The 25,950-nt window shown below is 44.4% G+C and carries 26 protein-coding genes; 15 read left to right on the forward strand and 11 right to left on the reverse strand.

Features of this window, described 5'->3' with window-relative positions; all coding sequences use genetic code 11:
• The first annotated feature begins 40 nt into the window (after window positions 1-40).
• On the forward strand, window positions 41-964 hold the full coding sequence (gene purU, locus HQR03_RS01125; RefSeq protein ID WP_227693171.1) for a formyltetrahydrofolate deformylase: 924 nt from the start codon (window positions 41-43) through the stop codon (window positions 962-964).
• 129 nt (window positions 965-1,093) lie between these two features.
• Here purU and HQR03_RS01130 read toward each other — a convergent pair whose 3' ends face one another.
• The gene (locus HQR03_RS01130; protein WP_173238895.1) at window positions 1,094-1,858 is read right to left on the reverse strand and encodes a cytochrome C assembly family protein; all 765 of its coding nucleotides are present in this window, start codon (window positions 1,856-1,858) and stop codon (window positions 1,094-1,096) included.
• Between the two features lie 462 nt (window positions 1,859-2,320).
• On the opposite strand from HQR03_RS01130, the gene ffh reads away from it, so the two are divergent.
• The 7 genes from ffh to HQR03_RS01165 all read left to right on the forward strand — a co-directional run bounded on the left by ffh (window position 2,321) and on the right by HQR03_RS01165 (window position 8,769).
• The gene (gene ffh / locus HQR03_RS01135; protein WP_173238845.1) at window positions 2,321-3,865 is read left to right on the forward strand and encodes a signal recognition particle protein; all 1,545 of its coding nucleotides are present in this window, start codon (window positions 2,321-2,323) and stop codon (window positions 3,863-3,865) included.
• 195 nt (window positions 3,866-4,060) lie between these two features.
• Window positions 4,061-4,744: a tRNA (adenosine(37)-N6)-threonylcarbamoyltransferase complex dimerization subunit type 1 TsaB gene (gene tsaB, locus HQR03_RS01140; protein WP_025652460.1), complete on the forward strand. Its 684-nt coding sequence runs from the start codon at window positions 4,061-4,063 to the stop codon at window positions 4,742-4,744.
• Between the two features lie 97 nt (window positions 4,745-4,841).
• Window positions 4,842-5,684 carry an undecaprenyl-diphosphate phosphatase gene (locus HQR03_RS01145; RefSeq protein ID WP_101212406.1) on the forward strand — a complete coding sequence of 281 codons (843 nt, stop codon included), beginning with the start codon at window positions 4,842-4,844 and terminating at the stop codon, window positions 5,682-5,684.
• A gap of 67 nt (window positions 5,685-5,751) precedes the next feature.
• Window positions 5,752-6,675, forward strand: a complete 924-nt coding sequence (locus HQR03_RS01150) for a class I SAM-dependent methyltransferase (RefSeq protein ID WP_025652462.1) — start codon at window positions 5,752-5,754, stop codon at window positions 6,673-6,675.
• A gap of 157 nt (window positions 6,676-6,832) precedes the next feature.
• Window positions 6,833-7,072 carry a hypothetical protein gene (locus HQR03_RS01155; protein WP_173238846.1) on the forward strand — a complete coding sequence of 80 codons (240 nt, stop codon included), beginning with the start codon at window positions 6,833-6,835 and terminating at the stop codon, window positions 7,070-7,072.
• 88 nt (window positions 7,073-7,160) lie between these two features.
• Complete coding sequence (ubiA, locus tag HQR03_RS01160; protein ID WP_173238847.1) at window positions 7,161-8,099, forward strand: 4-hydroxybenzoate octaprenyltransferase; 939 nt, start codon at window positions 7,161-7,163, stop codon at window positions 8,097-8,099.
• The gene (locus HQR03_RS01165; RefSeq protein ID WP_173238848.1) at window positions 8,092-8,769 is read left to right on the forward strand and encodes a DUF4112 domain-containing protein; all 678 of its coding nucleotides are present in this window, start codon (window positions 8,092-8,094) and stop codon (window positions 8,767-8,769) included. Before ubiA ends, HQR03_RS01165 begins: the two co-directional genes overlap by 8 nt.
• Window positions 8,770-8,875: 106 nt before the next feature.
• Here HQR03_RS01165 and HQR03_RS01170 read toward each other — a convergent pair whose 3' ends face one another.
• The 3 genes from HQR03_RS01170 to HQR03_RS01180 form a co-directional block, all read right to left on the reverse strand.
• Window positions 8,876-9,499 carry a hypothetical protein gene (locus tag HQR03_RS01170; protein ID WP_173238849.1) on the reverse strand — a complete coding sequence of 208 codons (624 nt, stop codon included), beginning with the start codon at window positions 9,497-9,499 and terminating at the stop codon, window positions 8,876-8,878.
• A gap of 80 nt (window positions 9,500-9,579) precedes the next feature.
• Complete coding sequence (locus HQR03_RS01175; protein ID WP_173238850.1) at window positions 9,580-10,017, reverse strand: secondary thiamine-phosphate synthase enzyme YjbQ; 438 nt, start codon at window positions 10,015-10,017, stop codon at window positions 9,580-9,582.
• A gap of 9 nt (window positions 10,018-10,026) precedes the next feature.
• Window positions 10,027-10,644: a hypothetical protein gene (locus HQR03_RS01180; protein ID WP_101212414.1), complete on the reverse strand. Its 618-nt coding sequence runs from the start codon at window positions 10,642-10,644 to the stop codon at window positions 10,027-10,029.
• Between the two features lie 171 nt (window positions 10,645-10,815).
• Here HQR03_RS01180 and yiaA point away from each other — a divergent pair, with 171 nt between their 5' ends.
• Window positions 10,816-11,382 carry an inner membrane protein YiaA gene (gene yiaA / locus HQR03_RS01185; protein ID WP_201575919.1) on the forward strand — a complete coding sequence of 189 codons (567 nt, stop codon included), beginning with the start codon at window positions 10,816-10,818 and terminating at the stop codon, window positions 11,380-11,382.
• Between the two features lie 50 nt (window positions 11,383-11,432).
• On the opposite strand, the gene mnmC2 is transcribed toward yiaA, so the two are convergent.
• The 4 genes from mnmC2 to ispZ all read right to left on the reverse strand — a co-directional run bounded on the left by mnmC2 (window position 11,433) and on the right by ispZ (window position 15,317).
• Window positions 11,433-13,472 carry a tRNA (5-methylaminomethyl-2-thiouridine)(34)-methyltransferase MnmC2 gene (gene mnmC2 / locus HQR03_RS01190; protein ID WP_173238852.1) on the reverse strand — a complete coding sequence of 680 codons (2,040 nt, stop codon included), beginning with the start codon at window positions 13,470-13,472 and terminating at the stop codon, window positions 11,433-11,435.
• Between the two features lie 334 nt (window positions 13,473-13,806).
• Window positions 13,807-14,262, reverse strand: a complete 456-nt coding sequence (locus HQR03_RS01195; RefSeq protein WP_173238853.1) for an SH3 domain-containing protein — start codon at window positions 14,260-14,262, stop codon at window positions 13,807-13,809.
• Complete coding sequence (locus HQR03_RS01200; protein ID WP_101212422.1) at window positions 14,259-14,588, reverse strand: YciI family protein; 330 nt, start codon at window positions 14,586-14,588, stop codon at window positions 14,259-14,261. Before HQR03_RS01200 ends, HQR03_RS01195 begins: the two co-directional genes overlap by 4 nt.
• Before the next feature lie 177 nt (window positions 14,589-14,765).
• Window positions 14,766-15,317: a septation protein IspZ gene (gene ispZ, locus HQR03_RS01205; protein ID WP_173238854.1), complete on the reverse strand. Its 552-nt coding sequence runs from the start codon at window positions 15,315-15,317 to the stop codon at window positions 14,766-14,768.
• Window positions 15,318-15,488: 171 nt separating this feature from the next.
• Between ispZ and HQR03_RS01210 the strand changes: the two genes are divergently transcribed.
• Entirely contained in the window at window positions 15,489-16,370 is an 882-nt protein-coding gene (locus HQR03_RS01210; RefSeq protein WP_101212426.1) for a PHP domain-containing protein, read from the forward strand.
• A 241-nt stretch (window positions 16,371-16,611) separates the two neighbouring features.
• Window positions 16,612-18,066, forward strand: a complete 1,455-nt coding sequence (locus HQR03_RS01215; RefSeq protein ID WP_244951947.1) for a GGDEF domain-containing protein — start codon at window positions 16,612-16,614, stop codon at window positions 18,064-18,066.
• A gap of 168 nt (window positions 18,067-18,234) precedes the next feature.
• Here HQR03_RS01215 and truD read toward each other — a convergent pair whose 3' ends face one another.
• Window positions 18,235-19,464 (reverse strand): tRNA pseudouridine(13) synthase TruD, encoded by a 1,230-nt coding sequence (gene truD, locus HQR03_RS01220; protein WP_173238855.1) that lies wholly within the window; start codon window positions 19,462-19,464, stop codon window positions 18,235-18,237.
• Between the two features lie 379 nt (window positions 19,465-19,843).
• On the opposite strand from truD, the gene HQR03_RS01225 reads away from it, so the two are divergent.
• Complete coding sequence (locus HQR03_RS01225) at window positions 19,844-21,481, forward strand: FAD-dependent oxidoreductase (protein WP_173238856.1); 1,638 nt, start codon at window positions 19,844-19,846, stop codon at window positions 21,479-21,481.
• 108 nt (window positions 21,482-21,589) lie between these two features.
• Window positions 21,590-22,246, forward strand: coding sequence for a GNAT family N-acetyltransferase (locus tag HQR03_RS01230; RefSeq protein ID WP_173238857.1), 657 nt, complete (start codon window positions 21,590-21,592; stop codon window positions 22,244-22,246).
• Window positions 22,247-22,275: 29 nt separating this feature from the next.
• Here the strand turns inward: HQR03_RS01230 and HQR03_RS01235 are convergent, their stop codons facing one another.
• A complete protein-coding gene (locus tag HQR03_RS01235) occupies window positions 22,276-22,437 on the reverse strand; it encodes a hypothetical protein (protein WP_227674769.1) in 162 nt (53 codons plus the stop codon).
• Window positions 22,438-22,864: 427 nt separating this feature from the next.
• On the opposite strand from HQR03_RS01235, the gene HQR03_RS01240 reads away from it, so the two are divergent.
• The gene (locus tag HQR03_RS01240) at window positions 22,865-23,233 is read left to right on the forward strand and encodes a hypothetical protein (RefSeq protein ID WP_173238859.1); all 369 of its coding nucleotides are present in this window, start codon (window positions 22,865-22,867) and stop codon (window positions 23,231-23,233) included.
• A 143-nt stretch (window positions 23,234-23,376) separates the two neighbouring features.
• Window positions 23,377-24,459: an XAC2610-related protein gene (locus tag HQR03_RS01245; RefSeq protein ID WP_173238860.1), complete on the forward strand. Its 1,083-nt coding sequence runs from the start codon at window positions 23,377-23,379 to the stop codon at window positions 24,457-24,459.
• Between the two features lie 124 nt (window positions 24,460-24,583).
• Here HQR03_RS01245 and gorA read toward each other — a convergent pair whose 3' ends face one another.
• The gene (gorA, locus tag HQR03_RS01250; RefSeq protein WP_173238861.1) at window positions 24,584-25,939 is read right to left on the reverse strand and encodes a glutathione-disulfide reductase; all 1,356 of its coding nucleotides are present in this window, start codon (window positions 25,937-25,939) and stop codon (window positions 24,584-24,586) included.
• Window positions 25,940-25,950 lie beyond the last annotated feature (11 nt).

Here is a 25,950-nt window from a genome sequence, read left to right on the forward strand (position 1 = left end):
CAGTAGCAAGTTTTGATTTAATTTTTACATTGGGCGCATTATGTTAAGTAATACAACATCAGACACTATAATAACGGCTTTATCTTCTAAAAACCCTGCCGCTAATCCTGCTATTGATACCGCGACGCTATTGATTAAATGCCGTGATCAAGCGGGCATCGTACAAGCCGTGTCCGAGTTTATCCATCGCTATGGCGGCAATATCATCTCCCTTGATCAGTATTCAACTGCTCATGAAGGCGGACAATACTTTATGCGCTTAGAGTTTGCGCTATCAGGGTTAAGTGAGATTATTGACAATTTTGAAGCCAGCTTTGGGCATACGGTTGCCAAGCGTCACAATATGACTTGGCGCTTACACGATAATGCCATTCAAACCAAAGTCGGTATTTTAGTTTCCAAGTTTGATCATGCGTTGTTGGATTTATTGTGGCGGCATCAGCGTGGATTGCTTGATTGTGAGATTACTTCGGTCATCAGTAATCATGAAGACTTACGCCAAGCGGTAGAAAACTTTGGCATTGATTTTCATTATGTGCCAGTGACCAAGGACAATAAGGCAGAGGCGGAAGAGCAGATTCACGAATTGATGGCAGGCAATGACTTGCTAGTATTAGCGCGCTATATGCAGATACTGTCCTCTGATTTTGTCAAGCGTTGGCCGATGCAAGTTATCAATATTCATCATTCGTTCTTGCCAGCCTTCGTCGGGGCTGATCCGTATCGTCAAGCTTATGACAAAGGCGTCAAGCTTATCGGCGCGACCGCGCATTACGTCACTGCTGAATTAGATCAAGGGCCTATCATTGAGCAAGACGTACACCGTGTGACCCATCGTCAAGGTGTGACAGAGTTGCGGGCTATTGGTCGTGATATCGAACGCAATGTGTTGGCACGTGCCGTTAACTGGCATGTGCAAAACCGCGTGATTGTGACTGGCAATAAAACAGTGGTTTTTAATTAGCTTTTGATTAGAGCATTTTTAAAGTGAAAGGTATGCATTGAATACAGAGCTAATAAAAAGCCGCCAATAGTATTAGATAATACTATTGGCGGCTCCGTTTTTAATCACATTACTACGGTAAATCTAAGTTTATAACAGCATCTCTAACACAAACTTGCTACCGACGAAGCCAATGGCCAATAAGATAAAGGCATAAATAGTAATGTTGGCAGCACGTTTGCCACGCCATCCAGCGCGCCAATTACCGAACAGTAGCGCACCGAACAATAACCATGATAGCAAGCTAAACACCGTCTTATGCACGATATGCTGCGCCATCAGATCTTCTACGTAAATAAAGCCGATACCCAGCGCGATGCTAAGCAGGACAAAGCCGACCAACAGCATGTCGAATAACAGACTCTCCATACTTTGTAGTGAGGGCAGTTTATTGACCCAAAAGCGGTGGATGCTTTGATGCTTAAGCTCACGAATTTGCAGCCGCAAAAATAGCGCTTGCACCGCTGCCATCAGCAGCACACAATAGGCGGCCAGCGATAGCAATATATGTGCTTCAAGGCCAACGCTGATATCCGTGAGCGGTTGATAAGGAGCGCGGCCGATATAGCCGATCGTCATGCCTATCATGGCAGTCGGTGCGGCCAAAATACCGAGGCTCAGAATAGGGCGATAGAGACAGAACAGTACATAAAAGAATAAGAAAAACAAACTGGTGAGGCTAAACACATTAAATAAATTGAAATTTAGCCCGTATAAGGTAACGACGTACGGATAGAGTAGCGTCGCATGCGCGAGCATACCGACCAATAATAAGCCTAAGCTCACGCCTTTATGGATAGGTTTGTCCTGAATCAGCGCCCAACCGATGTGGAAGCTGACGATGATATAAGCCATACTAGCAAGTAAGAATGCAAAGTGCACAGGTAAAAAGCCTCATCTCATCATGAGCGTAAAATAGCCGCTCAATATAATGCTAAAGTGGTTGTGACAGAAGGATTAGAATAATCGTCCAATTTATCATAAAATGGCAGTCAATTGAGTATCATCTTATTTATTCCTCATAAATGCGTAACGATGGCAGGATAAATAAGACTTTGTATCGGTCACTGATAAGCTAACCAAGCAAGCATTTTGCAAAACGTCTATAAATTTTTAACCGTCTTAATGCTATAGTATTGATAATAGGCAGTTTTATTTGCCAGCATTGCACCCAAACCTAAGCATGCATCCTAATATTATTTATAAGCCATTTTCATGGTTTACCTAAGAACTGGTTTGACTAACAATTATTTTAACCAACAACTATCTTAACTGCGAATTACTTTAACTGCGAATCACTTTAACTGAGAGTTATTTATGTTTGATACTTTAACAGAACGCTTATCGTCGAGTCTGCGCAATATTGTCGGGACTGGGCAACTGACCGAAGACAATATCAAAGACACCTTGCGTGAAGTGCGCATGGCATTGTTAGAGGCGGATGTGGCGCTACCGGTCACCCGTGATTTTGTGAAGCGCGTCAAAGAGCAAGCGCTTGGTGCAGAAGTGCTCAAAGAGTTGGCACCGGGTCAAGCATTTGTCAAAATTGTCCATGACGAGCTGACCGAAATGATGGGCAGTGCCAATCAGCAGCTTGAGATGACGGGTAAACCGCCAGTTGTTTATCTACTAGCTGGCTTGCAAGGGGCGGGTAAAACCACCACGGCCGGTAAATTGGCGAAGTTTTTACAAGAGCGTCATAAGAAAAAGGTGATGCTAGTCTCTGCTGACGTTTACCGTCCGGCAGCGATTGCCCAGCTTGAGCAAGTGGCAGGTCAGGTGAATGCCAAATTCGTCAATTCAAGTAGCGACGAAAACCCGATTGATATCGCTCGACGCGCTATTGAAGAAGCGAAAATCCAGTATCAAGATATTTTGATTATTGATACTGCCGGTCGTCTGGCTATCGACGAAGCGATGATGGAGGAGATCAAAGCATTAACTGCTGCGGTCAATCCTTCTGAAACCTTATTCGTCGTCGATGCGATGACCGGTCAAGATGCGGCCAATACTGCCAAAGCCTTTAACAATGCGCTGCCATTAACGGGTGTTATCCTGACTAAAACGGATGGTGATGCTCGCGGCGGTGCAGCACTGTCTGTACGCGCGATCACTGGTAAGCCGATTAAGTTCTTAGGTCGCGGTGAAAAACTAGACGCGCTAGAGCTGTTCCATCCGGAGCGTATCGCCCAGCGTATTCTTGGCATGGGTGACGTCTTAAGCCTAGTCGAAGAAGTTGAACAAAAAATCGATCGTGATAAAGCCGAAAAAATGGCGAAAAAGATGCAAAAGGGCGGCGAGTTCGACCTTGAAGATCTCTTGACTCAGTTCCAACAGATGAAAAGTATGGGCGGTATGGCAGGCTTTTTGGATAAGATGCCAGGTATGGGCGGCTCTGACATGCAAAAAGCGGTTGAAGATGCTAAGCCAGAAGAAAAAGTGCGTGAAATGGAAGCATTGATTAATTCAATGACGCCGTTTGAGCGTAAAAACCCTGATAAGATTAATCCAAGCCGTAAACGCCGTATTGCCGCAGGTTCAGGTCGCGAGATTCAAGACGTCAATCGTTTGCTCAAGCAGCACAAGCAAATGGCAAAAATGATGAAAATGATCTCCAAGCCTGAAGGCATCAGTAAGATGATGAAATCGATGCAAGGATTGATGGGTGGCGGCGGTGGAGCAGGTGGTGGCGGTCCTTTATTCGGTGGCGGTCAACAAGGCGGCGCTAAAGACGTGAACCCACAGCAGATGGCCAAACAGATGGGACTGGATCCAAACAATATGCCAAGTACCGAAGAGATGCAAAAGCAAATGGCGGAGATGCAAAACCAAGCGCCGAAGGGCTTCAAAAAACGTTTTTAAATGGTTGTTGATTAAATAAGTAGTTGTTAATAAAACCCCCAAGGTGCCAGTCGCTTTGGGGGTTTTCATGTCTGTCATACTTAAATGAATATCGATGGATTAAGTATGAAAATTTTGAAATTAATAAAATTTGCCCATCCTAAATGCTATGATAGGCGCTGTTTTATAATACCAAGCGAATAAGCCGAGGTTATGATGTTTTTAGCAATGGATACCGTGTTCGATCAGTGTTCGATCGCGATTTTAGATGTCAGTGGTCAAGTGCTATCGAGTCATACTGAGACGGGTAAACGCCAGCAAACGCAGCAAATCCTGCCGATGATTGATGCGGCACTGTCCGAAGCTAAGCTCAATCTTGCTGATTTGCAAGCCTTGATATTCAACCGTGGCCCTGGTGCATTTAGCGGTATACGCATTAATACGGCAGTCGTGCAAGCATTGTCTGTTGCTCATGACATTCCTTGTGTGGGTGTCTCAAGCCTACAAGCGATTGCTCAATGTGCGTATCAGAAATACGGTCAGACCGACGTTTATAGCGCCCTTGACGCCCGTATGCAGCAAGTTTATTTTGGGCAATATGCTGCAACAGATGACCTGATGCAGGCGGTTAATCAAGAAAATGGCGAAGATACCGAGCAGTTGCTCGATTATGACAGCCAGACGATGCTTAATATTCCTATCGCTGGTAATGGGGCGTCGCTATTAGCATTACGTGACGGTCAGATAATTCAGGCAGATATTCACCCTGACGCTACTGTGATAGGGCAGCTTGGTATTGCTCAGTTCATGGCGACAGGTGGTACAGAAGCCTCACAAGCTTTACCAAAGTATCTTCGCAATCAAGCGTGGAAAACGCTAAAAGAGCAAGGTAAGGCGTAACCATCATATTAATGCCAGCCATTATCAGCGCTATATAACATATAACAATACTCTAAAAACGCTATTAACCAACCGGTCCGTATCTAGGAAAGCCATCGTGGATATCATTTTATTAATTCAAGCTGTCATCATGGGTATCGTTGAAGGTATCACTGAATTTTTACCCATCTCTAGCACTGGCTACTTGATTTTATCAGCCGATTTGATGGGCTTTTGGACCAAAGAAAAAGTCGATTTGTTTGTGGTAGTCGTGCAGCTTGGCGCTATTTTGGCGGTCATTTATGACTATTGGGGCAGACTGTGGCAAGCACTGATGGGCTTACTGACCGGTAAAGCAGAAGGTATGAGTAATCCAAGACAGCTAGGACTTAGCTTAATTGTGGCGACTATTCCAGTGATGATCGTTGGTTTTACCTTCGCTGACGAAATCAAAGCTTATTTGTTTAATCCTATCGTCGTAGCAATTATGCTGATTATCGGTGGTCTGCTGATATTCTATGTCGAAAATCGCCCTAAAGCGATTATTGCGCAAGAAGCAGAAGACGTCAGTTTAAAAACAGCATTGATGATAGGTCTGCTGCAATGTCTGGCATTGATACCCGGAACATCGCGCTCGGGTGCCACTATTATCGGTGCATTATGGCTCGGTGTCTCGCGTAAAGCTTCCGCTGAGTTCTCTTTCTTTTTGGGTATTCCTGTCATCGTTGGTGCAGCATTATTAGATTTGCTCAAGCATCATGACGTCTTAACCAACAGTGAAGATTGGTTAGTACTCGGCATCGGCACAGTGGTGTCATTTATCGTTGCCTTATTATGTATTCGCCTGTTGGTTGCGTGGGTAAGTCGTCGTGATTTCAAAATCTTTGCGTGGCTACGTATTGTCACTGGCGTCATCGTCTTGGTCGCTGCTTGGGGTTTTGGTTATCAAATGGCAGGCTAAGTTTTATGATGAAATAGGCTTTTATGATAATACATGCGGTTTTGAGTGGTAAGAAGGAAGGGCTATTATGAGCAGTTTGCAACCAGTATCTAATAGCTTTACACATTGCCAACTTGTCTACGTTAGCGAGTCTCAGCATAGTCAGGTTGCAGATATACAAGCGTTGATAATTGCTCATCAGCTGCCCATTATTTTACACCTTGAGTTGTTTACTGCTAAGCTTAATCAAAAACGTCGCCAGCAATTAAGCCAGACAGCCACCCAACCTATCTTACTATTAGATGACAAAAACAAGCTATCATGGCTGAGCGATGGATTAAGTGTTGCACCCGAATGGGATAAGCTGCAACGCCGTGTGGTGAGTGCGGGGCGTAAGTCTGAATTATTATTACAAGCGGCAAAAATTACATCGGACAGTCAGGTTATTGATGCCACAGCGGGATTTGGTCATGACAGCTTGATATTGGCCAGTACGGGTGCACAGGTCATTATGCTCGAGCAGCAGCCTTTGATGGCGCTGCTTTTGCTAGCAGAACAGCAGCGTATGAGTGCGCTAGCAAATTGGCAAAAGCTTATGAGCCGGCTACAGATTATCAATACTGATGCGCTCAGTTATTTTAAAAATAGTTATTTTGCAAGCCTACAAGCTGATGCGGATAACGCTAAAGAAGTCGATGCGAAAGCAATCGATGTGGTATATCTGGATCCGATGTTTCCAGAGGACAGTTACCAAGATAGTAAAACAGGTAAAGGTGCTAAAGTGGGCAAGCATATGCAAGCATTGCATCAGTTGGCTAGCCCGCCGACCTCAGAGGAAGAACTACAATTGCTACAATCTGCGCAAGCAGTCGTTCGTCAGAATGGGCAACACACACAACTACGGGGTCGCGTAGTCGTCAAGCGTCCACAGTTGGCACCGTTACTCGCTAATCAACAACCCAGTGAAAGCTGGCATAACGAAGCCGTACGCTTTGATGGTTATTTTGTTTGATGGCTGTTATTTTCAAACATGGTTTTTTAATCACTGCTTTTTAATAGCTGTTTTTGATTATCATAAATGTGCTTAGTGAGCAGGTTTCCGATTGTTAACTTTATGATTGCTAACTTTAAATGTATTAAATTTAAGGCTATTAAGTTTAGGAGCAGGGATGACAACGTTAATAATATGGATCATGGGTGCCGGCTTGCTATTGGTAAATATCATCCTGCGCACCCGAATTCTACGGCTGGAAGCACGTCTTAAAGAGTTAGGCAATCCGCAAGAGCAATTGGCGTTTTTGCGTAAGCAGGCAGCACAAAAAGATAAAGTCCCTGCGACTAAAGCCTTACGCAAACAATATCCTGAGATATCACTCATCGAAGCAAATCGACTGTGGCAGAACGTTTAGAGACTGTTTGCGAAGAAATGGCAAACTTAGAGACAGTGCATTGAAATGCTGATTATTTAAAAAAGGTATATTTAGAGGTAAGGGTTCCATGACCAACCATCACTCAGCTTTAAGTTTTAAAGAAAAGCTACAGGCTTACCTGCAGCTGACGCGCTTTGATAAGCCCGTTGGTATTGAGCTGTTACTCTGGCCAACGCTATGGGGCGTGATGCTGGCTGCTATGGGTCAAGCGCAGCAGCAAGGGGCAACAGCAGGCTTGCCAAGCCTCAAGATATTTGTACTTTTTGCGCTAGGCGCGATTTTTATGCGGGCGGCAGGTTGCGCGATTAATGACTTTGCCGATCGCAAGGTCGATGGTTATGTCAGCCGCACCAAAGGGCGACCGCTTGCCGATGGGCGCTTGTCTGGCAAGGAAGCCATTGCGGCCTTTTTAGTACTGGTATCACTCAGTGCTGGTTTGCTATTTTTCCTGCCCGTTGAAGTGTTCTATTGGTCGCTTGGCGCTCTCATACTGGCCTTCATTTATCCATTTATGAAGCGTTTTACCCATTTGCCGCAAGTGTTTTTAGCTGCCGCTTTTGGTTGGGCGATACCGATGTCATATGTGGCGATACAGGGCGCACCTGATATCTGGGGTTGGCTGTTATTTATCGCTTATATGTGCTGGACAGTGGCCTATGATACCCAGTACGCCATGGCTGACCGTGAGGATGATTTAAAAATTGGGGTAAAATCAACGGCGATATTATTCGGTCGCTACGATGTGATTATTATCTCGCTGCTACAAACATTGTTTTTGCTGATCATGGGCATGGTTATGTGGCATTACTTCGCACCGACGACGTTAGGTGTCATACCCGTATTTGGTTTGGCACTAGTCGCAATGATGTTCGCCAAGCAAAACAGCGCTTGTGCCAGTCGTCAAGCTATGGCTTGTTTTCAGGCGTTTTTAGCCAACATATGGGTAGGGCGTTACGTCTTTGCTCTTATCGCCATCGCTTGTTTATGGACGACTTTTAATGGATAACTTCAAAAAGCTCTCAAAGTCAAAAGCGAAAAAGGGCGCTGATATTAATGCGCCAGTTATCGATTATCAGGCAAAGCTAGCCGCGCATGGCCTAACACGCGCACAAGTCATCGCGACCGAGCGTAAGCTGGCAAAATTTGCCAATACGATGGATTCGCTGGTACGTGTGCCTTTTACCAAGCAAGGCATGGGCGCTGATGCAGCGCTCTCGACCATTCCGCTGGCAGGAGATTTGGCTGGATTGGCTTTGACCAGCTATGCTTTTATATTAGGTCGGCAGTTGGGCGTCCCTGCGCATAAGATGACGCCAGCGGTTAGATTGGCACTGATTGATATGGTCGTGGGTATCGTACCGGGCATTGGCACGTTGCTTGATATCTTTATTCGTCCCAGTCGCAAGACGTTGACCATCGTGCACGAGCATCTCCACGAAGAATATGGCATCACTGAGACCATGCATATGGATCGGCCATTTTTGCATCAATCCTTAGAAGACAGGCAGCAGCAAAGCCGCTTTGCTTTCTTTTGGCGTAATCCAGTCGTTGCATGGTTGTATCTACATATTCCTGATATGCTCGGCTTACTCGTCATTGTGGTGATTGGCTGGGGACTGTGGGCAATGATTGGCTGGCTGGTAAGTCTGTTTGGCAACACAACTGGTTTTGGTTAAAGCTCCACAAGCCTAAAAAAGGCGGCAAATATCTATAATATTTGCCGCCTTTTTTATTGCATGCTTTTTTAGTGTCTATTTATTAATGTTAGTTTTTTTGCCATCGTTATTCTGTAATGACTTCCGCTTCAGCACTGACCGCATCAAAGCTGGTAACTTTATTATTACGAATAAAATCAATACTACCACCACCCGCATGACTGACCAGCTGAATACTACCATCGCTTGAGCGGTAAGTCGGGTTATTGCCTTGACCCTCTGGCGCGCTTAGGGTCATTTTTGGTTTGTTGGGTAGGGTGACGATAGCATTGAGCACACCTGCTGCCGAGGTCTCAAAAACGACAGATAACGATTCACCTGCCGCGCTTTTATAGCGAACATCAGTGATTTGAGCGCCCTTAATGGCTTGCTCTGGATTGGGCGCAACAGCCGCGTTGTTTGCTGCGCTATCCGTTGGCTCAAGATCTTTCTCAAGCTCGTTTAAGCTCACATCTTGCGCTGAGTCTACAGTAGTTTCAGCGGCATTTGCCTCTCTATCCGTCACTTCAGGTATATTGATGTTAGAGGTCACAGGTGTCGTTTGGACTGCTGCATCAGTGGTGGTCTCGTTAACTGTCTCAGATTCTGATGACTTTTCACAAGCAGTGACTAAAAACATACTCAAAAAAATAACAGGCAGTACACGAAGATAGCGCGTAGGCTTGGTTGGCGTAAATAGATGGGTTTTCATAAGCAGATGACTATTGGTAAAGAGAGGGTTATTTAAGCACAGTAAAGGGTAAGGAACAATCTACCATTGGTGACCATTGATTAAGTATTGACGGTAATGATAATTTTGCGATTGCCACCATACGTTTCAAGATGGTCTCGATGTTCACATAAATAAATGCCTTGCCACGTTCCTAGTCCTAGCGCCCCATTTACCAGCGGCACAGTCAAACTTACGCCAAACAGCATGCTTTTAAAATGCGCTGGTAGGTCATCCGAACCTTCTAAGGTGTGGCGATATTCCGGTTGATCGGCTGGCGCGATTTTGTTCAGCCAGTCTTCGGTATCTAGTCTGACATCTGGGTCAGCATTTTCGTTGATGGCTAGGCTTGCGGAGGTATGTTGTAAAAATAGATGCATCAACCCTGCTTTAGCCGAATTCGGTAAGAGCTGACTAATGGCCTCTTCAATCAGCGGCGTTATGATGTGAATGCCGCGCGCGTAGGCAGGAAGGGTTAGGGTGGTTTGTTGATAAGCCATTGGCAGGTCTCACTTTATTTTTAATATATCAGCTGTCGTTCCGCTCTCTTGATATACGTCATCCAAATAGCGACGGCTGGCAAGAAGCTTATCGACGACGCCACTTTGACTTTGGGTATTGAGCTTTTGTGCAAAGTCCAAAATAGAGCGCAATTGTTCCAATACCATGGTGTAGCTGGTCGCTGCTTTATCACTATCAATAATGACGGTTTTTGCATAGTTTGCATCAAGGCTGAGATAGTCATCAATCAATTCAGGAATCCGAGTTTCTATTAATTTATTGAGAGTAAATAATTGTGATTCGGTTATTTGCTGATGATGGGTGCCTTCATACTGTTGACCAATATCGTCCATGATTGCTCGAAAAGCGGACGGCACGCGCTCATCATACAGCCGTTTTATAAAAGGGTGCTGCGATGAGAAGTTAATAACGGCAAGTCCATTCGCGACCTCACTTGTAGCCACCTTAGTATTATTCTCTAATGAGGCCTTGGTCGCGGACGCCAGATACTCGCGATGGCGCTGTGTTGAATCAATTTGCAACTGTCGAGACTTTTCTTTCATCACAAAGAATATCGGCACAATAAGGATCAGGCTTAGCAAAATCAGTAAACTAAAAAAAGACATGTTTAGACTCTGTCGTGATAAAAACGATGATGATAAGAGTATCGCTATATTTAAAATATTTCTATATTACAACATAACACATCTGTGCTATTTTACCTGAAGGGACAACACTAGTTGGCGAGTATTACTTTATATTAATAAATAATAATGGATAAGTCGTTAAGGATGATAATGGATAATGACACAATTACGAAGAGTCAGCTAGCAGCTTATAAGCCGACTATTGCTTATGTCGGTACCTCTTGGGCAGTGATGCTGGTAGGCGTATTGGCCTATCTGCTGGGATTATGGAATGCACAAAGTATGCTACTTAATGAGAAAGGCTACTACTTTGCCGTTTTGGCACTGGGTCTATACTCTGCGATTAGCTTGCAAAAAACGTTACGTGATCGCGCTGAGGGTATTCCAACCACCAATTTATATTATTTAATCAGTTGGGCAGCGCTGGCGGTATCCATTTTTCTTATTGCCGTTGGGCTCATGAATGCAGGGGGTTTGAGCTTAAGCGAAAAAGGCTTTTATATGATGGCATTTACCATGAGTCTATTTGCAGCGGTGACGATTCAAAAAAACACTCGGGATGAAGCGCAAATTCGCACGCTTATCGCCCCAACGTTAAACGTAGATGGTAATGGTACGGCGCGAATATCTAATCAACACTCTAATACATCAGAGTCCGGCAAGTCATTGTTTGGTGCGGTTAAGTCAAGAATGGACAGTAGTGATAAAGACAGCTAAACAAAATAGGTAAAAAGTATAGCTAAATTTGTTCGCTATGCTCAAATTGCTTAAATGAGCGGCGTCTGCAAGCGTGTACGATTTGGCGACAGGCGCGCAAGCATCGCTGTCGATAAGGGTGGAAACGACCCTAACATCATATCTGCCAAGGCCTCAGCGCATATGGGTGCCAGTGCATAACCCTTAGCACCCATCGCACTCATAAGCCACATCCGTTTGCTGCGGGCTAACTGTCCAACGATTGGATGATAATCAGGTGTTTGAGTGCGGATGCCTGCTCGTCCTTGCCACAAACTGATATCTGTTGGAATAATCGATTTCATCTCGGGAATGGCAGTCACCAGCTTATCGCGGCTAATCTGATGCTCTTCATTGCGGACATCCGTATCTGTATCATTGCGTACAAAGCTCGCCCCCAATAATAAATGCGGTGCACCCGTTATTACCTTATTTAAATCATCGTCACCAGTTTGCGCGATAAATGAGGCGCAGTAACCGCTATATTTAAGCGGTATTTTGGGTAGCTTAGCGTACTGCTCAGCGGTTGGCACAAACCACGAGAGCTGACCGCGAATCTTACGGCAATCAAAAATACGCTTGTCTAGCTTATGACTGTCATAAGCGGCGCAAATAACGACGTTATCAGCGCTAATAGAGAGTAAACCCTTATCCTGGTTACTGCCCTCAATACAGACACTACCCTCCATCTCACTAATATTCGTAACATCCAACTGCTGAAAGTGGATGAGCGGATGCGTCAGTATAGTGTTTTTTAACGCCTGCGGATTCACCAAGCCAGATTGAGGTAAGTAGAGATTTTCTAATAAATTTTGTGCTTTTAAGCCACTAACGTTTTGCGCCTGTTCGCAGGATAGTGTGTTTGCCATGTCGTCAGGATAATCAGCGATTTGCTCTGTACCGATATTGGCTTTGATTAATAAATCAAGCGCGCCAGTTGCCTCAAGTATCGGTGCTATGCCTTCTTTCTCAGCTCTTTTATTAAGCAAGCGATAGAGCCGGTTGCTGTAAAGATAGCCTATGCTATGCAGATGCTCGTCGACATGATGAAGCGGTGTCATCTTAGGTGCAAGCAGAGCACGCGGATTGCCTGAGGCGCCTGCCAAAGGTGCTGATTTGTCTAGTAAGCTGACTTGAATGCCGCGATTGGCCAGCGCCCAAGCCGTTAGCAGGCCAGAGACGCCTGCACCAATGACGATGGTATGGCTCTGCTCGCTAGGTAGCGCAGCATTACCATTTATACTATGGTTATCATCTGCGAGCTTAGGATCACTCATGACTGCCGTTAGCATTTCGCGTTTACGGCCAAAGCCCTTTACTTTTTTAATCTGAAAGCCGCACTCTTGCAATGCACGTTTGACGATACCGGCACAGCTATAGGTAGCGGCGGTAGTCATTGGTCGTGATAAACGCTGCATTTGTGCAAAGATAGCGTCAGCCCATAAGCTGCTATTGCAAGAAGGGGCAAAGCCGTCTAAAAACCAAGCATCGATGTAGGGCGTAGGCTTAAGGGATGTATCTACTGCTAATTTGCCCAAGCTATCGGCCGCATCGCCAAGCCATATATCAACGGTCAGATTATCCTCAAAAAACTTCAAACGATGACAGCCCGCGATAAGGGGTGGGTATGCCGTTAGTAGTGGCTTGATGAATTCGGTAAGCTCAGGTGCGCGCTGCCCCCACAAGATGAGTATCTGCGTTAAATCTGCAAGGGGAATAGGATATTTTTCTGTCGTTATAAAATGCAGGCGAGCAGTGGCTAATTGTGGCTGCTTATCACGCAGCTGTCGCCATAGTTGCCAAGTCGCTAAAAGATTCAATCCTGTCCCAAAGCCTAACTCAGCGATCGTAAAGCATTGCTTTGGGGCAAGTTTTGCGAGGCGCGCGGGCAGTTGGTTGTGCGCTAAAAACACGTGGCGCGACTCTGCTAGACCATCGGCGTGTGAGAAGTAGACATCACCAAACTCGCCTGATACCGGCACTCTATTGCCCGTATCATCCGTTTGCCAATCGATGTTGGCAGGCGTAATAATATTGGGCTGTTCAGCATTTTTAATTTGAGCGTTAGACATGGCAAAGTTCTTAGGAGCGTTTTTAGCTATAGTCAGTGAGGAATAATATCGACACATCAGGCACTGCTGATATCCATTTTTCTTGCTTGCTGTGCCCGCGTAGACAGAGGCGACAAAAAATTGATATCAGCAATACCATCGCGTTTTAGAATAGTTTGACTATATGTCAACCATAATATCACGACAGCATCCACCTCACTGACCATACTCATGTATAGCTTGCACTCGGTTTCATTGTATTGATATTATTTTGGATTGACGATATATGGGAAGCATCAGAAAATTTACGTCCATCAAGTGCTGTTAAGTGCCGTTAAGTATAGATATGCAGCTATTACCAGCGTTCGCGGCGCACAAATACTAACCAAGACACAAAAATACCCACCAATAAGCTGATCAATACCGTGAACGCGCCATATAAAAACAGCTGACCTTTACTCTCATAAACCAACACATTGGCTTGGGTCTGCAGGTCATTGACCTGTCGTTGTAGTTGGGCATTGCGACTGAGCAGCTCTTGATTGGCAGCGTTTAGCGCCTTGTTGGAAGGTTGCAACTGTGCTGCCAAGGTATTATTTATATCAAGGCTTGAATTTGGCGTCATTGCTGGCGCGGTAGCCGCCTGTTCATCTAACGGCGCTGTCGCTAGCGGATCCGTCGTAGCAGGATTCACATTTGTGACTGTTGGCGCAGCGTGCGCTGTCATTGCTATCATAGCCGTGATTAGCATGACGCTAGCAAGACTGCGTTGATAGTAGCGGTTTTTTGACCAAGATATGCACTGATTCACGACTTGACTGCTTTGTCTGAGGCACTATCATCTGGCTTTGGCAAGGTATGGATAAAGGGTCTGATATCGACGTGACTGTATACACCGTCGCGCAGGTAGGGCTCAGCGTTTGCCCATGTTTGGGCTGCCTCGAGTGAGTCAAAGTCGGCGATGATTAAGCTGCCTGACATCTCGCTTTTACCATGCTCAATAGGGGTCGGACCTGCGATAATTAACCGTTGTTCGCGTCCTAATGCTTGCAGACGCTCGACGTGCTCAGCACGAGTGATCTGCCGCTGTGCGCTGCTATTAGCAACGTCATGACCAATAATGGCGAATAAAGACATAATAATTCCTTAATAGACAGTAATAATAAACCGTATCATCATTAATGATTAATCATTATCAATATTAGAATTTAGTAGTAATCAGTTATTATAAGATAATAAACTGGCATACCGAATGGTGAGTGTTGGACTTGTTCTTATGTTTACTTATCTAGCGACTATTTACCTAACCAGTGCTTATTTAGCCGCTTTATCGGTCAGCGCTGGATTGATATGTTTTTTTAATACCGCAAACTGCGCGACCACGAACACCAACATAATGGGTATCCAGCCGTAAGTTTTGAAGTTAATCCAAGCCTCATCTGACATAGTAAATGCCGTGATATAATGTAGTACACCCATCATGGCAAAAAACAGCGCCCAAGCAACGGTTAGCTTCTTCCAACCACTGAGCGTAAGGGTAAAGACCTCTTTCATGGCCAACTGCATCAACGGCTTATTGATAGCGGCACTGACAAATAACGTCAAGGCAAAGATGCCGTTAATAATCGGTGACTTCCAGCGCAAGTAAATGTCATCGCGTAGCAACAGCGTGCCGCCACAGAATACGATGGTTAATAATAAAACCACCCATTGCTGCTTATCAAATTTACCTTTTTGGCGAATAAAGTGAATAGTATAGACAACAATCGTGGCAATCAGTAAAGCGCCTGCTGCCGCCAAAATACCTTGGGTACGGGCGACAATAAAAAAAGCAATTAAGGGAATAAAGTCTAATAGGGCTTTCATAGCGTGTGGCATGTCCAACAAAACGTATAGGGTAGTTTACACGTCTACTGCACCAAAAAAAAGCAATCAACACGATAATCGTTTTATATGACCTGCCTTTGCCATTTTCTTGCATTTTATTGATACCATACTCATGATCATTACCATATTCAAAACCTTAAGGCTATTTTTATGAAAATCGATTTACATTGTCACAGTACTTGCTCTGATGGCACCTATGCGCCAACGGAAGTGGTGCAGCGTGCCCATGCGGCTGGTGTCGATGTATTGGCATTGACAGACCACGATACCCTAGCCGGCATCGATGAGGCGAGGGCAACCGCCACGGGCTGCGGCATGACGCTTATTAACGGCGTTGAAATCAGCTGCGAGCATACGCTGAGCGGTGGTTATGGCAAAAATAAATCTACCAACAAGATCATTCATGTGCTGGGATTGGATTTTACCGATTTTGATAAAATGCACGCAACATTGCAGCAATTACAAGACAGTCGTGCGACTCGTGGTCAGCGTATCGCCGAAAAGCTCAGTACGCTGCTAGAGATTGATTTTGATACGCTATGGCAAGCGATACTGGATAAAGCTGGCGGCAATCCACAAGCGGTTGGACGCGCGCATATTGGTCAAGTGCTGTTTGAGCGCGGTGACGTAAAGACGGTACAAAAAGCCTTTGATAAGTATTTGGCGGACAATAAACCTGCTTATGTGGCAATCGAGGCATTGACGATGCAGCATGGGATTGAGCTGATCCATGCCTGCGGCGGCAAAGCAGTCCTAGCGCACCCAACGCGCTATCAGCTCTCGGCGACACGAGTACGTAAGCTTATCGAAGAGTTCGCTCAGTTGGGCGGCGATGCTTGTGAGCTGCCTGCCAATAGTGAGCCGATTAGTACTCGTAGAATGGTGGATCGCAGCATAGCCGAGCACCAGCTCGTTACCTCGATAGGGAGTGACTTCCATGGTAGTAATATGCCGTGGCGACGTATAGGTGATGTACCAGTATTGCACCCTGAACAGCAAGGCATTTGGCAGTCTTTTGCGACTTTGTCTTAATCTTAAAACCGTTATAAATAATCGATAAGTATGATTCAACTACTTGATCAACAAATGATTATTTTTTAAACTGAACCCTCATTTTATGAGGATATACCCTAGTATATTAGCCAGTACAGCAACGCTATAAATAAAGTAAAAATTATCAGACTAAACGCGCTATTCAGAGTAAGCTTAAGGCAAAGAGAACTGTTTTTTAATTTGAGCTTACTAACTTTATACTACCTGCGGTAGCCCAATTATGGCTGTAAAGATATCTCATCTAGGCTATAAAAGACTCTCCCGAGTTATTTTTGAATGGCAGGCGGCCGATAGGGCGTCGCTGCTGGCCTTATTTGTGGTGATAGAAGTCTCCACCCATTGGCTGTGGTGCTTGATGGTTTGGTGCTTTCGAGATGCGCTCGATGATTATGTCAATATCCATCTGTTATACCCATTATGGTTGGGAGTGACAGTAATGGGGTTGTTTTCTTGGTGGCTGGTCGGCTACTTATCTCGTACTAGAAACAACTGTAAAGACTTGGATAAATGGCAAATTATGTTAATTGTGCCTTATACCCTTTACATTGCCGTGGTCATCGTGATGATAGGCTACAGCAGTTTGTTTGCGGGAGTATCGTTGGTTGGCGGTGCCATGTTAGGCATGGTGCTGATCAAGCGGCGTTATGCGTGGCGGGTGTTTTTGCTGCAGGTTTTACTGATTTTGTTGGCTATTGTAGCGCCTTATTTCGGTATCGATCTGCCCAATTTGCGCCAGTTAACAGTGATCTACCCCATTCTTGATAGCCCAAGTTATCTAACTTATAACGAAGTCATGGCGGTCGAGAACATGGTTGCCGCTGCCATCTTTAAAAATACAGCGCTAGGCTGGGACAGTGTTAGTGCCTTACAACAATCGTCAACGCTCTTTTGGCGCTCAACTCATGTGTATTTAGCCCTGCCCAAAGCCGTTTTTATCGTATATATGTTTCGTACCCTGTTATTGATATTGGATGATAGTAAAAACGAGATCTTGTTACATGCCAATCAAGACGAGTTAACCAAGCTCAAAAACCGCCGTTATGGCCTGACACAAATGCAGCAGGCGCTCATGACAGTGGACGAGGATCAAGATTTTAGTGTCATTTTATTGGATTTAGATTGGTTTAAAGAGGTCAATGACAATTATGGACACGATATCGGTGATCAGGTTTTGTTTGAGGTGGCGCAGACGTTATTACAGTCTTTGACAGAGGAGGCGATCGTCAGTCGCTATGGTGGTGAGGAGTTTTTGATTGTGCTGCCAGATACCAAGCACGATAGCGCTATGCTCATTGCTAAGCAGCTACGGCAGGATATAGCGCAGCATATTATAAAGGTCGATGACAGCGTCAGTTTTAGGGTAACGGCCAGTTTAGGACTGTATACGTTGACTTATGCTGAGAAAATGTGCCTCAAACAAAAATATGAGAGTATAGCGCTCAAGGATAGGGCGACGCTGCACTCAAAACCACAGACAGCTAAGTCACACAGCAGTAACCGAATGGCAAAACAAATCTCAAAGGCGCAATTGCCGAACGATATTTGCCAGCGTTTGATCCGGGTGGCAGACAAAGCCTTATATGAAGCTAAGGATCGAGGTCGTGATCAAGTAGTGAGCGCCAACAAAATGCTCGCCGCAGAAAAGAAGAATGTTGAGCCGCTTTATGGTACGTAGATGAGTGCCAATTAAATGAAGGGTTCTTGAACGAATACCACCTATTAAGCAAATGCCACTGACCAAGTAAATGCCGCCTAAACGGCTATTCGATTGGCTAGCCGCTTATATGAAATTGACTATACTGTTTTTTGCGCCAAGTCGTTATTTTCGCTAAGTCGTTAACTACTATGTACTTAGTTTCTGAACCAAACTCCCTAATACACTGGTGGCAAAGCTGCCAGTCGTCAATGTAAAGTTTAATACTAGCGTTTGCTCATCATTATTTTGCCACCGCCAGCTCATCTCTTCAATTGGTAGACGCAGCGCTCGTCGTTGTGCTTTCACATCGCGCTTCTCTAATCCTATTGCCAGCTGTGTTAGTAAATCACTATTCTGTACAACATCGTTTTCAATTTGAGCTGCTACGGCGCTGACTTTGTCATTAGCCATACCCCATAACACGCCAGTCGGATGAATATCACCGCTAGCAACTCGCGCACGTAAAGTGTCGTCTATTGCTTCACTGGTAAATATCGAGCCTGAACCATCTAAGTTAAATACTTCACCTGCCAGCCCTGTATTCCAACTGATATCCCGTACCCGCGCTGCTAAGATTTCATTAAATATCAAGCTACGCGCAGCAGACAATTCCATGCTGTTTTGCTCGCGTGGTGATTTTTTACGTTTGCTCTTTTTTGGCTGCGGTCGGCTCTCTGGCGTTGGACGCGCAAACAATGCCAAGGCTTCTCGAATATTATTACCATTCCATCCAAAACGCTGCGGACCAAAGTAATTGGGTACGCCAGTTGTGCTGATATTTTGCAAATGCTGTTCTACAGACGATTTATCGTCATTTTCCAATTCAATATCTCTCAAGGTGATAATAAATTGATTGGCCCTATGTGTACCGCGATTAAGCTTTTTATTGTGCCAGTGCTGAGCAAGGATAGTGACCGACTCGTTGTCGCTGATATCTACTGGTGCAAACTCAGACTCTGGCAATTGCTTTTTTGGTATCCGCAAGCTAAACCACTGCGTCGTTAGCGCATGACGGTCTTTGAGTCCTGAGTAACCGACATCACGTAAGGGAATCTCTGCCCACTCTGACAGTAACTTCGCCAGATAAGCAGTATTTACCCCTGACTTCTCTATATGTAGCCATAGATGCTCACCCTCGCCTGTAAACTCTAACGGCAATATTTCATTGACGACAAAATCTGTGTTATGGGTCTTGTAAGTCGCTTGTTTGAGAGGTGGCAAAGTCGGCTGCGGTAATTGCGCAGTATCCGTCGCTGCTTCGAGATCAAAACTGGTGATATCAAACTGTTCATTATTAGATGACTGACTGTTTAAGTCAGGTTCAGAAGTAGACGTAGCTGTCATTTCGTTGGGGTTATCTTGATCTTGAGAATTCATAAAGTCGTCTTGTATTTTGGTTATAAGTTTTAGGTTGAAAGAGTAGCTCTGTTCGTTAAAAAGCTAGTAAAGGTTAGGAGGTTACGTTTTGCAACGCAGCGAACATACAAATAAACAGCGTACGCTAACTGGGCTTGCTACTATCAATGAATCTGCTTTTTTTAATATATAGTTGATAATAAATAAAATGGTTACATAACATTATTATGCGTGACTGGTATAAATTTTTCTCGCTTGCTGTGCCTACGCCGACAGAGGCTTGGTAAAATTCATTCCAGTAACGCTTGTTAGTCCGCAGTAAACCTATATTCATTAAAGTATATCGACTATCTCAAACACGTTTTATTCAGGAAGTAATTATAACTGTTAAGGATGACCTATGAGCCAAGTTAATAATAACCAAGCCGACAACAAAATCGCCGCCAAAAATCTAGTAACGATCAATAAATCTGACATTCCAAGTGGCGGTATGAAGTCATATAAACAAGATGACGATAGTATCATTTTAATTACCCGTGATGAGGATGAGTTTTTTGCCTTTGATGGCAAATGTCCTCATGTTGGCGCAGATCTAGGTGATGGCATGCGCTGTGGTAATCGAGTGGTCTGCCCGTGGCATCACGGCAGCTTTGACAGCCGCGATGGCACGCTATTAGAGCCAGTTGCTATGCGTGGATTGACTCAATATGAGCTGACAGATGAGGGCGATAGCTTGACCGTCAATACTTCAGCAAAGATAGATAATAGTGTTGCTAATGATAAAATGACAGATACGCATACCATTATTGTTGGTGGCGGTGGCGCAGGCTTTATGACCGCCAATCAGTTGCGTCATACAGGTTATGGCGGCAAGATTACCTTAATCAGTAAAGATGATACAGCCCCTTACAACCGTCCTTTATTATCCAAAGCATTTTTGGCAGGGCAACTAAGTGCAGATAAGTTATTGCTTGGCGGTAGCGATTGGGCAAGCAACAATAATATTGAGCTACGCTTAAACCAGACCGTGAGCGAAGTATTGCCTAATGAGTGCACCATCGTCATAACCGACGAAAAAGGCAATAGTGAGCAGCACACAGCAGACTTCTTAGTCGTCGCGACAGGTGCTGAGCCTAAGATACCACCTTTTAAAGGCGCTGAGCTGGATGGTGTCTATACGCTACGCAGTATGGATGATGCCAAAGACATCAAGGCCGCCAGTGATAATAAGCATGTGGTCATCGTTGGTACGGGTTTTATTGGGATGGAAGTGGCTTCCGCCTTGGCAGATGCGGGCACGACTGCCTCTATTACTATCGTTGGTCGCAGCCGCCGCGTCATGAGCAATATCGTCTCAGAAACAGTGAGTCATGCGCTCATCAAACTTCATGAAGAAAAAGGGGTGACTTTCGCATTTGGCGCGGGTGTTGATAAAATCACTGGAGAAGGTAGTAAAGTCAGCGGCGTAAAACTGTCAGATGGCAGTACGCTGGCAGCAGAGGTGGTCATTTTAGGTACAGGTGTCGCCCCACGTACCGAGCTATTAAATGAGGTAAACGCGCCAGATGGCGTGCAAGTGGATGAGCATCTACAACTGCGTGATGGCGTCTATGCGCTCGGTGATATTGCTAAAGCGACCAACCAAATGGGGCGTATGCGTATTGAGCATTGGCGGGTGGCGCTACAACACGGCATCGTGACCGCTGCCGCTATCTTAAATGAAGACAACGTCAACACGCTAGAGGAACGTATCCCTTTCTTTTGGACGGCACAATATGGCAAAAGCCTACGCTATAGCGGCCACGCTGCTACGCCAGATAACAACATTTTGTTTGGCTCGCCAGATACGCTAGATTATATTGAATATTACTTTGATGACGATGGGGAAGATACGCGTGCGAGTGCTGCTAGCACGTTAGGGCGTGATAAAGAGCTGGTCGCCTTTTCTGAGCTGCTGCGCCGTGGTCATGCGCCAACGCGCGCACAAATTAATGCAGGATTTAATCTCATTGACCAAGCGCAAGCATTATCACGCTAGCATTTAGAGGGTTATAAGGTTTACTATAAAGGCTGATCTATTAATTTAGGTCAGCCTTTTATCATATAGCCTTTTATACTAAATAGACGGAAAAGGACAACCAGTTTCATGAATAAAGAACAGATAAATAAAAATCACTTGAATAGAGAGTCCATATTTTTACGCCAAGCAGAAGCGGATGATATTGACGCACTCGAACAGTTACTAAACCGTTGCTACCGAGAGACGGAAGGCTGGACCAATGAAGCAGATTTGGTCGGTGGTATCCGTATTACTCAAGCTGAGCTGGCGAGCATCATCGCCAATCCAAAACACTATCTGTTCGTGTACCCAAAAACCATAACGGGCGAACGCGATGGAGAGGAGACTGGTGAGCTATTGGGTTGTATTGCGGTCGATATAAAAGTTAATGCTGATACAAATAAGAGTGACCTTAATAGCACTGACAGTAAGAATAAAGCGTATATCGGCATGTTTGCGGTACATCCAGAGCTGCAAGGGCAGGGCGTGGGTAATATAATTCTACAAGCGGCAGAGACTTTCGCAAGAAGACATTTGTCATCAAGTGATCAGCAAAATAATCAGCAGCCAAGTCGTCTGACCATGTCTATATTGAGCCATCGACCAGAGCTATTGGCTTATTATCAGCGCCGTGGCTATCAGCTAAACGGTAATAAAATGCCGTTTCCAGACGATGGTAATAATGGCGAGCCCAAACGTCAGGACTTAGAGTTATTAGAACTGGAGAAAATTGTTAACGCATAAAAGTGAGTTTTATCTACATCAAACTTGAGTTAACCCCAAAAATGCCCAAAGGTCATAAACAGCCCAATACTAAGCAAGATAAATGCCACGACAATTAAGCGCTTAAACCAATTAAAAGCGGGCAAGCGTGTGGCATTGTCATCAGACATTAAGTAAGCAAACAGGCATAATAAGCTTGCTGCTAATGTCATAATCCCTAAGCCTATGGGTAATATATAAAGGTAGATTTGCCACACAGCCATCTCGCAACTATTATTGATACTATCATCATAACAGCATCGATAATGGACTGTCTGTATGCGGCATACTTTAATCTTTTCATCTTATCGAAATGTATAATGAGTGAACAGTAATATCGATAAATCGTGCACTGCTCATATCAATTTTTCTTGCTTGCTGTGCCTGTACAGACAGAGGCTACAAGAAATCAATATCAGCAATAGCGTCGCATTTTTAGCCCATTTAGATGACTATCGATTGAATTGAAGACACGCCCTAGGATATTTTGACTATAAAAACCACTTACGAATAAAATTGACTTTATTTTCTAAAATTAAGTTGGGTTTATAGAAAGGAATCTGTATAATTAAGTAACATTATAGATACATTGAGAACGATATGAAAAACCTAAAAAAACTCGCGCTGATACTACTTCTCACGCCATTATTCGCGGCTTGCTCTAGTGGTCCTTCTGAAAGCGATGTAGAGGCACTTATCCAAGCTCAGTATGATAAGGCCAACAGTATGATGGATGATGCTGTGGCAAATGCGGGCAATGATGAGATGGCAAAAGCCATGAGCGGCATGATGGAAGGGATGATGCCAACGCTTGAAAAAGTAGAAAACGTAAGCTGTGATACTACCGAAGGTGACAACACTTATTTGTGCACTGCTGACGTCACGCAAACGATTGGTGGTAAAAGCCGTACCGATAGTGGTACCTTTAAAGTTAATGATGTTAATGGCACTTGGGTATTGACTCAATAGCGGTTTATAAAGCTGTTAAAAGTAATGATATAAACAGGGCGCTTAAGTAGCGCCTTTTTTTGTACTTAACAATAGCTGATGAGTGGTTTATATTGTTCTATAAGACCTATGATAATAAAAAATAAGCGAATAAGGATTATCCGATGACTAGCAATATTCTATCTAAAGGCTTGTTTAAAAGAGGATTCAGAGCAACGACGATAATGACCGGTGCGCTTGTTTTTATGTCAACATTGCCAGCTTTGGCTCAAACCTCAAATCAGCACTATCAGATTCAGGATTTTTCTGACGATTACTATGCGGTTATTCAGACTAGCGCCGATGAGGATAGTGAAGAAAACACTAGTATAAATATTATAGATGCCAAAACCAAGCAAACCCTTATCAGCCAGCCAACTGATATTGATATAGAGTATGAGCTGAGCAATAGTGAAGCGTACCAACTAGGCAACAAGGTTAGCGCTAATATTGCCAATAGGCATTATGGCGAACATAGCGTACTCATATACGATGACTTTAATTTTGATAATAAAAAAGACTTGGCACTGCAAGATGGTCGCTACGGCTGTTACGGCGGGCCTTCTTATCAGGTTTATCTCAAGCAAGGGAGCAGGTTCGTGCTTAGCGAAGGTTTTACTGAACTAGCGCAAGGCTATTGCGGATTTTTTGGCATAGATAAAGACAGTAAAACCTTAAACACGATGACTAAGAGTGGCGCAGCATGGCATCAGTTTAAAGAGTTTAAGGTCATCAATAATAAGCCAGTAGCGGTGCGTATTATTGAGGAAGAATATAACTCAAGAAGCCTGCTATCTATTACTGAAAGCAAAAGGGTCAATGGCAAAATGAAGGTCGAGAATTATGAAATGCTACCGCAATATGATGATCAGAATGCAGCGGGCACACTACCTTATATTTATACCCTTATTGTAGATAATGGCAAAAAACTGGTGATTGATAGTCAGTATAAAGATGGCAGCGAGCAATTATATTATGCTTTTGCAAATAAAGAAGACAGAATTGAGCTGCTTTATGAAGGACAGTTTGACTATGATAAAACAACGAAGACACTGAGCTTCACCAACAGACCTGTGCTCTATAAAATCAATAACCAAGGCATCACGGTAAAGCTACCTAACCAGACAGTGCTGTTAAAGTCGCAACCTAATAGTGTGCAAGGCAATTTGGATGAAGTTACTCATTTCAAAAATGTAAGGGTGAGATAAAGAGTATTAAAATAATTCGTTGAAGTGAGAGATAGTCCTCAAACCCAGCAAAAAAGGCTACTCTCTCAAGAATAGCCTCTCTACTTACACACCCTATAAAACTAACGCATATATCAACGCGACATTAACGCATCGTCACAAACTCTTCAGAACCTGTCGGATGAATAGCGACGGTATTATCAAAGTCCGCTTTCGTCGCGCCCATCTTGATTGCGACGGCAAAGCCTTGAATCATCTCATCGACGCCAAAACCTATGCCATGCAAACCGATGACTTTTTCATCATCGCCCAAGCAAACGAGCTTCATCACGCATTTTTGGCGATGCTGAGTCACCGCGCTATACATCGAGGTAAAGCTTGATTTATAGCATTTAATATTGTCTTTACCGTACTGCTCAACGGCATCAATCTCAGACAAGCCAATAGTGCCGATAGCAGGGTGAGTAAAGATAACCGTTGGTACCAAGTCATAAACCAAATGCTCGTCTGTCTTATCATTAAACAAACGCTCTGATAGGCGGCGACCTGCTGCGATAGCGACGGGTGTCAAATCAATACTGTTTTCGATAATATCACCGACCGCATAAATACCATCGACATTGGTATTTTGGAATTTATCGACTTTGATTTTGCCATTATCAGTCGTTTCCACGCCTGTAACATCTAAGTTAATGGTATCAGTGGAAGGCGCACGACCAATCGCCCAAATCAAACAATCAACGGTATCAAGCGCACCATCTTTGGTAAAGAGTTCTAAACTGCCATCGTCGTTTTTATTGACTTCCGTCAGCGTCGTTTCAGTATGCAATTGAATACCATCTTGCTCCATCTCTATCAATAACGCTTCTACGATAGTATGGTCAAACGAGCGTAGCGGCGAATGTTGACGCACATACAGATGTACCTCAGCGCCCAGACTGTTGAGCACGCCAGCGATTTCAACCGCGATATATCCTGCCCCGACGATAGCCACGCGTTTTGGCAAATGATTTAATCTAAAAAACCCATCAGAATCAATACCGTGTTCCGCGCCTTTGATATCAGGGAAGATAGGATGACCACCCGTCGCGATCAAAATATGGTCAGCGGTGATATGTTCGCCATTGACCTCGACCGTATTGGTATCGACGAATTTGGCAAAGCCTTTTATCACTTCAACGCCGTTCTTTGCCAAATTATTATCATAAGAGCGATGAATGTTTTGGATATATTGTTGACGACTATTGACCAGCTTTTGAAAGTCAAAGCCTTTTAACTCAACGTCAAAACCATAGTCTGGCGCATACTTTTCGATAGCTTCGGCAACTTGCGCCCCATACCACATCACCTTTTTGGGCACGCAGCCCCAGTTTACGCAGGTGCCGCCTAATTGCTCCGCTTCGATGATGGCGCATTTTTTGCCATAGCTCGCTGCGCGATTGATTGAAGCAATGCCACCGCTACCGCCACCAATGGAAATATAGTCATAATGTTTGGTCATAGTTAAGTCTC

The sequence above is a fragment of the Psychrobacter okhotskensis genome (assembly GCF_013248965.1).
Lineage (GTDB): Bacteria > Pseudomonadota > Gammaproteobacteria > Pseudomonadales > Moraxellaceae > Psychrobacter > Psychrobacter okhotskensis.